8 protein-coding genes are annotated in these 12,633 nt (G+C 43.7%); 2 read left to right on the top strand and 6 right to left on the bottom strand.

All coding sequences use genetic code 11. From position 1 onward, the window contains the following. The 3 genes from A3763_RS15350 to A3763_RS15360 form a co-directional block, all read right to left on the bottom strand. Positions 1-436, bottom strand: a 436-nt coding sequence (locus A3763_RS15350) for a putative solute-binding protein (protein WP_231872216.1), incomplete at its 3' end; no start/stop codon positions are given. Between the two features lie 196 nt (positions 437-632). Next, complete coding sequence (locus A3763_RS15355; protein WP_068634070.1) at positions 633-4,610, bottom strand: FG-GAP-like repeat-containing protein; 3,978 nt, start codon at positions 4,608-4,610, stop codon at positions 633-635. Positions 4,611-4,630: 20 nt separating this feature from the next. Beyond that, positions 4,631-6,028, bottom strand: a complete 1,398-nt coding sequence (locus tag A3763_RS15360; protein ID WP_068510644.1) for an FAD-binding oxidoreductase — start codon at positions 6,026-6,028, stop codon at positions 4,631-4,633. A gap of 275 nt (positions 6,029-6,303) precedes the next feature. On the opposite strand from A3763_RS15360, the gene serA reads away from it, so the two are divergent. Continuing rightward, positions 6,304-7,533, top strand: coding sequence for a phosphoglycerate dehydrogenase (serA, locus tag A3763_RS15365; RefSeq protein ID WP_068507262.1), 1,230 nt, complete (start codon positions 6,304-6,306; stop codon positions 7,531-7,533). Between the two features lie 100 nt (positions 7,534-7,633). Here serA and A3763_RS15370 read toward each other — a convergent pair whose 3' ends face one another. Further along, entirely contained in the window at positions 7,634-8,674 is a 1,041-nt protein-coding gene (locus A3763_RS15370; protein ID WP_068507260.1) for an alpha/beta hydrolase, read from the bottom strand. A 449-nt stretch (positions 8,675-9,123) separates the two neighbouring features. Here A3763_RS15370 and A3763_RS15375 point away from each other — a divergent pair, with 449 nt between their 5' ends. After that, the gene (locus A3763_RS15375; RefSeq protein ID WP_068510646.1) at positions 9,124-10,086 is read left to right on the top strand and encodes a YheT family hydrolase; all 963 of its coding nucleotides are present in this window, start codon (positions 9,124-9,126) and stop codon (positions 10,084-10,086) included. A 3-nt stretch (positions 10,087-10,089) separates the two neighbouring features. On the opposite strand, the gene A3763_RS15380 is transcribed toward A3763_RS15375, so the two are convergent. Together A3763_RS15380 and A3763_RS15385 are read right to left on the bottom strand one after the other, a co-directional pair. Continuing rightward, a complete protein-coding gene (locus A3763_RS15380) occupies positions 10,090-10,758 on the bottom strand; it encodes a hypothetical protein (RefSeq protein WP_068634071.1) in 669 nt (222 codons plus the stop codon). 25 nt (positions 10,759-10,783) lie between these two features. Then, entirely contained in the window at positions 10,784-12,481 is a 1,698-nt protein-coding gene (locus A3763_RS15385) for a hypothetical protein (RefSeq protein WP_068634072.1), read from the bottom strand. Positions 12,482-12,633: the final 152 nt, after the last annotated feature.

Below are 12,633 nucleotides of genomic sequence, written 5' to 3' on the forward strand. Positions count from 1 at the left end.
TCTCGCCAATTGGAAACAACCCAGCCATCTGGTACTTGCCATTGGAAATCAACTTCTCTGCTTTCTTACTCGATAAGGATTTCGACAATGTTTTCAATTCTTTTAAAGTACGAATAGCGCCTGGAGCACCAAAAGCCCCGGTAAAAGGCACGAAGTCTTTTGCTAGAATATTGGTTAATAAAACGGCACTGCATTCGCCTGAACGGAAGTCATTCGAAGCAACTTTCTCATCCGTATAGGCTTCCATTTGCAAATCAATCCCCCAACTTATTGCCTTGAGCTTTGTTTCCTTCAAAAAAGAAATAAACGGCCCATTAGCACCAACAGGGTCCCAGACACAAAATTTAACCGGCGTTAAATTACTGGCATTCGCTGGCAGAGCGCTTGCGACAAGTATCAGCGTAAAGAAGAATAGTCGGGTTATTCGTGAACTCATGGTACTTCCTTTATTATTTTCAATAGAACAAGGTCTTTACCCATCCAGAAATTTGAACGACAAAATGGAACAGCAAAAAACCGAGAACGAGACAGTATCTGAATATTATTCACATTTCAATTTCAGACACTGTGATTTTCACCTAATTTGGAACAATTAGTCATGCACTCAACCGGAATAGACTGTTCTAGAATCGCTACTTATCAAACTCGATTAGGTAATAACGCGCAGGGAGAAAGAGGAAATCTAGTTTTTCTCTGCTACCACTGAGCCACTTTATCTGAAGCTGCTGATAGCTTTGTTTTTCTGCCATACCAAAATGAGCAAGAGGCTCATCAAAACTAAGAAAACCACCTCCAAGAACTTGCTGAGATAACTGCGCCGCGCTTTCATCTTCAAGAGAATGACCGAGCAATTGCACGCTGGAGCCCAATACCGTTTGCCCATTAAGTCTTAGATCGATCAATATACCCGGCTCTCGAGTCTGATTGATGAAGACGCCATGGTCGGCAGCAACTCGTTGGGAGATGATATCGAGATCACCATCCCGGTCAAAATCAACCGTCACAAAGCTCGGGGTATTTAGATAATCTTCCAAGCCCATTTCCGCTTCTGCTCGGTACATTCCTTCGCCATGCTTATTCATATACAAAACATTGGTCTGGGTACGCCGCCCTGCTCCACCAAACATATAACCGTTGCCAACATAAATATCGTTCCAGCCATCATTATTCAAGTCTGCTATCTTGCTGTGCCAACTCCAATAACTTTCTGATACAGCCCAGTCTTCAGCAAGTTCTTGCCAGCCGCCCATCGAGGACATAGACAAGACATTGCGCTGAACACCCTTAGGGTATAGTGAATAGTTGATAGCTTGCTTTGGGGGAATTACTTTACTGGCAGCTCGGCATAAAGACTCAGCCACTTTGTTTTCCTGAGTCATGAGACTACAAATATCGTCTTGCCTTGATTGCCTGGCCAGTTGAATAAGCTGCGCCTGAAGACAGTCTTGTTTTCTCTTGCTCTCAGCCAAATATTGACAGGTACCAACTTGCCCAGATTTGACAGCCTGATCAAGTGAAAGCAAAGCTCTACACGCCTGTAAGTCTGCAATGCCAGCCTGCTGACAATAGTCCAAACCACCCTCTTGGCCAAAAGACATATCAACACTAAAGTAATCAATTAGCTGGTCTCGATTGAGGTCGCCACTGGCGATACTCATCGTGTTAAATGCACTGTAAGCTGGCAGGTTACTATCGGCTTTAGCTACTTGGAAACGCCCCGATTTCCAGCGATATATAATATCGGGGGCATCCATATCATTTCCCACGAGCAACTCCGGCTTACCATCTCGATCAATATCCGAGAAAAGTACTGACAAGGTCTCCCCTTGCGCTCCAGGTAATGCATGTGGCTTAAAATCTCGGCGAGTATTATTGGATGAATGCTTCTTGATGGCAGCATTCTCAATATAATAATTTTGGGAACGGTGCGGATTAAAATGTCTTAAGTCGCCAGCAAACCAGCTACCCAAAGCCATATCAATATCACCATCCTGATCAACATCCTGAAATGCCGCTGACATCACTAGTTGACTGTTTTCAAGCATCAGCTCCTGATAGCGACCTTGATCAAAGCTACCGCCCTGGTTCCAATAGATTCTATTACCAGCACCATAAAACGACACAAACAAGTCAGGATAGCTATCTGCATCCAAATCAACAAAACTGACCAATACTGGGCTTAGTTCACTTCCAAACTCTAGCGTTTTTCGCTTAGCAAAGCGCCCCCCCATATTCTGATAAAGTCGTATGCGGTCGGAATAAGCAATTGCCAGGTCTGGCCATAGATCCTGGTTCGTATCCCCCGTTGCAATACCCCGGCCATAGCTGAAGGGCTCAAATAATTCGACAGCTTTCATCGCAGGCGCACTTTCCAGACCAATAGAAGCGGCTTTAGTCTGCTCAAAGCCAACAACAGAATCATCGCTATTTTGGCCTTTTAAAGCGTAAGACTTAAGCACAAAGTCCCGACCAAGCTCCGACTTAAGATGGTGCGTATCGACTAAATCTAGCCCTTTGGTTTTCGCTAGTAAGGCCTCTACCTCTTCACCTTCACTATGCAACGCTCCCGCAAGCTGATCATGCTGTTCATTTAAATACTGATAGCTCAGATCTGACAATAGCTCTGCTAAATAAGCTTGAATCGCCTCTTCGTTACATCGTGCTTTAAGAGCTGTATTACTAATCAGTGAGCACGCTTCTGAATCACCGACATTGATGCCCTGAAAGTAACGTGAAAAGTCGTCGCATGCCGCTTTAATAACAGGCTCATTCAACTGCGTGCAGAATGACTTATCTGCACCCTGCTCTAGCTTGTGATTGATTAGCAGCGCCTGACATCGCTGCACAGCGACTGAGCTTTCCAAACCTGAACAAGCATTCAAGTCTCCTTGCTGTACTAGCAATATATTCTGACGTATAAGCTTATGTTCATTGAGGCAAAATGCCGTCAAATCTTCTACGGCTCCAGAACCTTCAAGTGAAGCGCATAGCGCATAGCCCGGATAAAGTTCTGTATTTAGCGCTAAGCTCTCAACTAAACACTGGCGCTGACCTTCTTGAGAATTTAAAGACAAGCATGGCGATAAGCTTTGTTGCTCAAGTGTCTTCTCGAAAAAATAGTCATAACGACAGCGCTGCCTATATTGCGTAGGTAAACTATTACACTGATCCACACTTTCGTTTGTTAAGGCGCCTTTCCTGACTTTAAGATAATCAAATGCCTCCATACAGCGCTGGCGATAGCTCGCTGCATCCTCCAGATAATCACAGGCACTCGCACTAAATTGCTTCGATAATAGCTCAACAACGAAGCGTTCAAAGCAGTCATACTGACGAGACTCACCAAGAACATGGCAGGCACGGGCAGCTTTTCGCATCAGGGGGCGTGCCGAATATTCCGGTAAACCGTGAAGCTCTATTGCTTCCTTTTCAGCCGCATCATTAGTCATCGCTAGCTGAGATAGTTTTTCTGTTACCGATAGCAACTTAGCGCCCTGTGATTGCTCGGTATATGCGCTGACGGTCAGACCAGCCAGTAACGCTAAAACAGACACACTCAATAATAAGGCAAGGCTCAATTTCAGAGAGATATCTCGTGCAACCATCGTCGCGGGATAAATACTAAAAACGCCTAAAGCAAAAAAGGCTGCGCCAACATAGGCAATATCAACCCCCGCTGCCAACAAGCCAACTGAGATAACAACATCGAAGGCAATAGGAACCGGAAAAAAAGCAGCGCACAAGGCCACCACAATTAGTATTATTAAGGTCCACGACCCATTTAAGTTATCTAGTGAAACAAATTCTGCTACAAGCGCAGCAAGCCCCCCAGCTAAAAGCATAAGAGGCAGCGCCCCTTTTAAGATAAACCCTAAATGCCCCAAATATGCTTTGGTAAATTCAAAGACAAACTGAAGCCCCCTAGTTTGTTGCGTAATTGCACAGGCATTTAGCGGGAGATCAATACCACTACCTTTAAACTTACCACCCTCGCCATGAAAACGAGCACTTAAAAAGGGAATTACCAGTAAGACAAAAAATACGATCAAGATGTACTTAATGGCAACTAGCTCTATGGGCAGCAAGCTTAGTGACATCGCAACCACGATAAAATTAAAGCTTGGCGAACTACTCAGCATCGATAAAGCGGTGGGAGTAGGAAGGCCTCCCCGGTATAAACCAAAAGCAATGGGCGTAGAACAGTTGGCGCAAACACCCAAAGGAGTTCCGAGCAAGGCNCCAATAAACGCTTGTTTATAAGGATTTCGCCCATCTGCGACTTTAGGCAAGTTTATTGAAAGGAAAGATATTAAAGTCAGTACAGCTGCAGCAAATAGAAAACCAAAGGTCATTCCTTGCCAGTTGGTATATGCCCAGTTAAGCGAGCTATAGAGAATACGCTCTGCATGCCCTTGCTCAGCACTAAGCGGGTAAATGACATCAAAGGCGAGAGAACTAAGATGGTTGCGCTGGCCCATCTGAGCTTTTTCATCCAGCGCTGGAAGCCGCGACTGGGACAAGAACAACAATGAGATAAAGGCGAGCAGAATGAGAGAGCAAAGAAATCCCCTTTTATCGACTACCCGCATATTGTTCTCATTACCGTACATTCACCATCTAATTAAAGAGGCTACAGATCGAAAATCTTTCCAGGATTCATCAAGCCTTTTGGATCAAAGACACGCTTAACGCCTTTCATCATTTCGATCTCAACAGGCGAACGCGAATAACCCAGGTAATCTTTCTTGACCATTCCGACGCCGTGCTCTGCCGAGATACTACCATTGTATTTTGCGACAATATCAAAAACCCACTTATTTACCTGAATGCACTTCGAGAAGAACTCTTCATTGCTTAAATCTTCAGGCTTAAGAATATTCAAATGCAGATTGCCATCACCGATATGACCAAACCAGATAATTTCAAAATCCGGGTAATGCTCAGTCACCACTGAATTGATCTCATTTAGAAACTCAGGAACTTTAGAGACCACGACCGAAATATCGTTTTTGTACGGAGTACGCACAGAAATCGACTCTGAGATACCTTCACGCAAACGCCATAAGTTATTGAGCTGGGTTTCACTCTGGCTGATCACACCATCCAAAACCCACCCTTCTTCAACACAGGTTTCAAATAAAGCCATTGCGTCATCCATTACCTGGTCAGACGTCGATTCGAACTCCAACAATGCATAGAAAGGCGCTTCAGTTTCAAAGGGTGCAGGCACATCGTTGTGCGCTAAGACATGCCCCATCGCTTCGTGCGAGAAAAACTCATAGGCAGTCAAGTCCAGCTTTGCTTGGAATGCTTTCAAGACATCCATGGTGTTACCAATATCTGATAGACCCAGAACCAAAGCAGTCAGATTGTTCGGTTGACGCGTTAGTTTCATTGTTGCTTCAGTGATAAAACCAAGTGTTCCTTCAGCACCAATAAACAAGTGACGCAAATCATATCCGGTATTGTTTTTCAACAAGTCTCGGTTTAGTTCAAGAATTTCGCCAGCACCTGTTACCACGGTTAAACCCAAGACCCAATCACGGCTCATGCCGTATTTGATAACTTTAATACCGCCCGCATTAGTCGATAGGTTACCTCCTAGCTGACTAGAACCGGCCGATGCAAAGTCAACCGGATAGTACAAACCGTTCTCTTCGGCGAAGTTTTGCAACTGCTGTGTAACAACACCAGCCTGACAACGTACAGCCTGATCACTGGCGCTGAAATCAACGATCTGATTCATGTAATCGAAAGAAACGACCACTTCACCATTGCTTGCCACAGCCCCCGCACTTAAACCGGTTCGTCCGCCAGAAGGTACTAGTGCAAACTCGTGCTCATTCGCTAGCTTAACAATTGCCTGAACTTCTTCAGTTGTTTTGGGGAATACAATCGCTAGAGGCTTAGGCGCATATATTTTCGTCCAATCCTTACCATGAGACTCTAGAGTCTCCGCATCAGTACGAACTTTCCCGTCTTCTACCACTGCTTTTAACGCATCAATTATCTGAGTTTCCGAAGCCATAAGCTTATCAATCCACCTAAATCTGTTAATAACTGTACTCTTACTTCCAAGGCTAGTTAGCTAAAAGGCAAGAAATAACAGCGCTTAATGTTAAATTTAATTCTAGCTATTGCAACTAAACAATTGATATAGCTAGAATTAAAAAGAGTTTTAATATTTTGAACGACTAAAAAGCGGAATATGTTATCATACGCGGCTTTTCCAGACACAAATTCTTGAAATAATCTGTTGTTAACAGTGTATTTTGATTCTTAGATAAAAGGTTTTTTGCGAATATGACTACGACGTCTTTAGATAAAGGTAAAATCAGGTTTTTGCTTTTAGAAGGTGTACATGAATCTGCTGTGGAAACACTTAAAAAGGCAGGTTATACCAACATTGAATATTTGAAAACTTCTTTGGCTCAAGATGAGTTGATCGAAAAGATCGCAGATGCTCACTTCGTCGGTATTCGTTCACGCACTCAATTGACTGAGGAAGTATTTCAAGCCGCTAAAAAGCTAATCGCAGTTGGTTGTTTCTGTATTGGTACCAATCAGGTCGACCTTAAAGCAGCTACCAAACACGGTATCGCTGTTTTTAACGCTCCTTACTCAAATACTCGAAGTGTTGCCGAACTAGTACTTGCCGAAGCAATTCTACTACTTCGTGGCGTACCTGAGAAGAATGCTCTTGCTCACCGCGGTGGCTGGCTAAAATCAGCTACCAATAGCTACGAAATTCGCGGTAAAAAGCTCGGGATTGTTGGCTACGGCAGCATCGGCAGCCAGTTGAGCGTTCTTGCTGAATCATTGGGCATGAAGGTCTACTTCTACGATGTAGTAACCAAACTTCCTTTGGGTAATGCAACGCAACTTGATTCTATGGAAGACTTGCTTGGCATGTCTGATATTGTCAGCCTGCACGTACCTGAAACCGGTGCAACACAAGACATGATGGGACCAGAACAGTTTGCTCAAATGAAAGATGGCAGCATCTTCATTAACGCAGCTCGTGGAACAGTTGTTGTAATTGACGCATTATGTGAAGCACTTAAGTCTGGCCGAGTATTGGGCGCCGCAGTGGATGTATTCCCTGTAGAGCCTAAGTCAAACAACGAAGAATTTATTTCTCCTCTTCGCGAGTTTGATAACGTTATCCTAACGCCTCACGTTGGTGGTAGCACAATGGAAGCGCAAGCCAACATTGGTTTCGAAGTTGGTGAGAAGCTAGCTACCTATAGTGATACTGGTACTTCTATCACTTCGGTTAACTTCCCTGAGGTTGCGCTACCATCTCACCCAGATAACCACAGAATTCTTCATATTCATGAGAACATTCCGGGTGTTATGTCCGAGATCAACCAAGTGCTATCTGAAAACAACATCAACATTCTAGGTCAATACCTTCAAACCAACGAAGGCGTGGGTTATGTTGTAATTGATGTTAATAAAGAGTGCAGCGGTCTAGCGAAAGACAAGCTAAAAACAGTCAACGGAACGATTCGTTGTCGAGTTCTGTTCTAGAAACAATTCGATCCGCAAAAAGCAAAAAGCAAAAAGCCGCATCTCATTTGAATGCGGCTTTTTTACTTCTAAATTAAGACTTAATTCTAACGAAAAGCGCTTATGCCTTGGATGCTGAGCCTTTATTACGAACCTTAGTTACCTTCTTGGTCACTTTTTTGCCTGCCTTTTTTTCCTCAACAATACTCGTCGTGGAATTTGCATTAAACTCACTAAGCAAAGCGTCAAACACGCTCTGCCTTTTGAGAAGCGACTCATTTACCAGATGATGCTGCGCACCCTCTAGATAGGCTATTTTCACCTCACTAAACACTCTCTTTAGCACCGTGATATTGTGTTCCCAGTCAACTGTCATGTCGTCAGTGCCCTGAATAATCAATACCTTTCGTTTGAGCTTCTTACCACTTTCAATTCGTGGAACCCAATCGCGTAAGGCACTAATCCAGTCAACCGCCAACCACTTGGACTGCAAGGGGTCATGTTCTTTCAGAAACTTCAGGAATTTCACATCCGCGCTATTTTGTGAGAATGAGCGATGCCACACTTTGAAAAACGGTTTAACCAAAGAGTGAGCCTTTTTAACAAAGCTCCAGCCTTTAGGTCGCACCAGCGGCGCGAGCAAAACCACCTTATCAAAAGCTTCACCGTGCGTTTCAGTATGCATTAAGCGGTCAATCAAAACTGCCCCGCCCGTACTCTGACCAACACAGTGGAATGGTTGCGGTAGATTAGCGCGACACGACGCCAAACAAGCATCGATCGCCTCTTGATACTGCTGGAAACACTGAATTGAAGCAGGCTTGCCACTTGATAATCCATGTCCAGGCATATCATAGATAACAACCGCATAACCCGACTTTATTAAAAAGCGAATTAGGTGATGATATATTCCGGCATGATCGAAGTATCCATGAAACACAAACACGGTACCTTTAGCATCAAGTGGTTTAAAGCTTTGCATAACGATACGAAAGTCACTTGCATCAAGCCAACCTGCACGCTGCTCTAGTCCGTCGAACTCACGATAGAAAGCCATATCATAGAAGTCATAGTAATGCGCTATTTCCCCCTTAACTGCAGCTTTCGACTTAAACGAAAACTTACCTAACTCCATTAATAAGCGATCACGATCCCAATTCATTCAACTTCCTCAATTAACTACTTTGTATCTAGATGTAAACGACGCAATTAGACGTTTCTATTAGCTTTGTTAAAAATTAACAAACGCTCAGATACATAAACTCACATTTAACATTGTTTTAAATTAGAGCCCTAAAAAGCATCAATAATTTAGTTACAATATAACCACAACGACATTACAAGGATATTTTAAATTGCGACCTACCGTGAACTAGCAAACTTATCTTAGCTGCTGGTTCATTACCTGAGTAATTAGTGTCGCAAATAAAGAAGAGAGTAGATCATGAGACAAGAAAGTAAACCTTTTACCTTTATCGACATCGTATTGGCCATGAGCATCACTGGCATCATGCTTGGCTTCCTCGTTCAACAGCTTCTCGACTTTTAGTATTTAACAGCGGCCTGTTTTGCCGCATAATCACCAGATATTTTTTGCTGGGTGATAAATAAATGGAATACCTTCCTCCCTGGTGGGCCAGAAATGGCCACCTTCAGAGCGTCTATCCTTCAGTTTTCAGAAAGGTATCAGCTGACTTTTATACTCGTGAGCGCCTGGAAACACCCGACCAAGACTTTATCGACCTGGATTGGGCCAAGAACAAGCAAAGCCCTCTTAAAAGGCTTGTGGTGCTTAGTCATGGCCTTGAAGGACATAGTAAACGTCCATACATACTCGGCATGGCGAAAATTGCGCTCCAGAACAACTGGGATGTGCTTGCCTGGAACTTCCGCTCATGCAGTGGCGAACCAAACAGAAAGCTCCAGTCATACCACAGCGGTCAAACAGGAGACTTACAATACGTTGTTAAGCATGCCATAGCACAAGGTTACGAAGAGGTCTGCTTAGTTGGCTTTAGCATTGGTGGCAATAAGACACTTTTATACCTTGGCCGCGAATCCGAAGACGTTCCCAAAGAAGTCAGCGGCGCCGTTACCTTTTCTGTTCCATGTGATTTAACTAGCAGCTCAAAACAGTTAGCGCTGCCACAGAATAAAATTTACATGAAAAATTTCCTGTTCAGCCTTAAAGCAAAACTTAAAGAAAAAAAGCTTCGTTTCCCGCAAGAAGTTGACCTAACAGGTTTTAGAAAACTGAAAACCTTTTACGACTTTGACCAGCGCTACACTGCACCATTAAACGGCTTTGCTAGTGCAGAAGAATACTGGTACAAATCGAGTTCTAGCAGGTATATAGAACAGATAAATACACCAACACTACTTATCAGCGCGTTAGATGACCCATTCCTCACAAAGCAATGTTTCCCACATGAAGCAGCGAAGAGCAACCCTTGCTTCGAGCTAGAAACACCACGTTTTGGTGGTCATGTTGGCTTTATGGGCTTTAACAAAGAAGGACTCTACTGGTCAGAAGAACGTGCGATTGAATACTTAAATCGCTTAAGCCGGTTTTAAAGCTTAAAGCCAGCTCTCAATTGCCTCGTGTGCCTGAACATTCTCCGCTCGAGCCTGCAAACCACCCTCACTCAAATAAACGCTAAACCGAGCCCGGTCTTTCATAGGAATAAAGGTACCACTCCCGTAAACCAAGCTCGCCCCTGGCAGCCACTTATAACTAGTTAGCCATTGCTTAAAATCTCTAAGCACAGGCAGCGTATTTTCTGAGCCCTTGTCAGCCTGCCAAAGATTAAACAGCGTCCTGGGCTTATTTCTTTCATCATCTATTGAATGGTAACGTCCAGATAAGCGGTCAAAACGAAATGCATCTTCCATCCCTAAAAAGCGCCAGAAATCTCCCCAGACGAGCAAGCGAGCATCCAGCTGCCACACATCCCCTTCTATTTCAAAGTGCAGAGGAGGCTGTTCGTTTAGCTCTAAAACCAAATTATATCGTTGAGGTCCAAGTCTAAATGTTTCAACGCTTGCTATCTTTTGAGCAGAAGTTTGTGCTTTAAAACTGTACAAATCCCAGGAACTGTAAAGAAGGGCCATTGCAGAGAGTATAGCTAGAATAGCAAGCGTAGCTTTTAGCCATGCCTTGAACCATGTACGAAGGAACAGGTACTTGAAAGAAATAACAATTAGCAGAGCGCCGAGAATAGCAATAGACAAGACGGGCAAGAACATAATTACCTCCTACCCTTGTATAAGCTTAAGTACCATACCCAATTGAAGCCAGACTTTCTTCTGACAACTTTAACAAAGCATCATTCTGGGTTTGTGCCTTGGTCATACTCTCAATGTAGTATTCCAATGAAGTCAGTGCATCAGCCAGAGTTTCTAACAAAGTCTGGTCAGGCATCGTATCACCGTCAACCAACTCCTGTTGAATACAGGACATGCACTTCAATAACAAGGACGTTAACCTCTCCTCACCAATGATGCTCATTGCACCACGGATACTGTCCATGACAGTATAGACTGTTGCCAGGTGAAGCTTATCACCCTGGGATTCAACGTAGGAGCTAATTGATCGTTTAGCCAAGCCTAGCCCGGACTTTGACTCATCAATAACAACGATAGTCGCTTCGCTCAAATATGGCGTTTCGCCATCTTTATGGGCCGACTGCAACTCTACTTCACCCTGAATACCCGTTTCTTCAAAGCGCTTAATCGCCTGCTCAATACCTAACACAGCGTCAGCTACAGCAAATAAATCCTGTTCGGCAACATCCGTCCCTGTGCCTTGCCAAGTTTTGATTGCTTCGATCTGCTGATCACAAGCTAGGCTAATTTTCTTCAGGTCGAGCATAGACAAGGTGCTGCTCAGGCGTTCAAAGACACCCACTATAAACTGCATATCCTCATCGCTTGGCGCATCACCACGCTCAAGAATATCTAATTTTTCTTTAAGCTGAATTAGCTCTTCTTGCAATGCATTGGACAAAGACTTAAGAACATCTGCACCCGGGCCAAACAACCGCTTGCTTTCTGCCGATAAAGACTTTTCATCAAAATCCAATAGGGAAACTTTGTAGCCTTCCAGTACTGCATTCACTTGCTGAGAATAATAACCACTAATTGCTAACAAGTAGATAAGCTCTTTATGCAAAGACTCCGGTGCCGATTTACTGGTCACCACAGTTCCAACCAATGCCATCTCACGAAGGTACTTTTCAACCTTCATAAACAAGCGCTTGCGAAGGTCATGAGTACTCATATCTTGTTCAAGCAAGGTGTCTGCGACAATATTCACTAAGGCCCAAAATTGCGCCAATGGCTCACCAGCACATAGTTTCATTGCACCTTTGGAGGCACGAGAGATTAGCCGCAACGCTATTTGCTTGTTTCGGTCACGCAATATGTCAAGCAAACCAACCTGATACATATGCCTGAAGCGCTTAGCGTGGTGTTCAAAGTCACCAAGTTTATTACTACTCGATAGGCCAAATATAGTGCTCGGGTCAAATGCCCTATCGCTGGGTAAGTCAAAAAAGTGTGACTCTGGAAAGGGTTTGGTTTTTCTGGCTATTCGAAGCTCATTGATAATCGGCAAAAGAAGCTCTGGATGATCAAGCTTCTTCTGACAAAAATATTCGGTATAACGGCGCAAGATAAAAATAGCATTACTTAGGTTTGTTAACAGGCCATTTTTGTCGTCATTTGCACCAACAGGCACTTCATTCGCTAAGGCAACAGATTCCTGACATAGCAGCACGCAGCCCTGTACCTCTACCAGCACAAAGATACCGCGCAATTGGTTCAAGTAATCGATGCAGTTCTGAAGATCTTCTCCACTGTCGCGATTTTCCTGAAATCGTTCCAGGCTTTGCTCTGCGTGTTGAATTGTTGCTTCAATTTCCGGCTGAACCAGTTCAATAGAACTTAGACTCGTAGATGACAAGGCCATAAGCTAATTCCGGTCCAAAGAGTAATTATCAAGTTTCAAAATAAAACCGCTTTAATTCTTGTATTAATACTTCTAACCAAATAACGTCTCAGTTAATGGTCAGAACATGCTCTAAATCAATTTAAAAAAATATCGTTGGTTATTAATTTATA

The sequence above is a fragment of the Oleiphilus sp. HI0128 genome, from assembly GCF_001635365.1.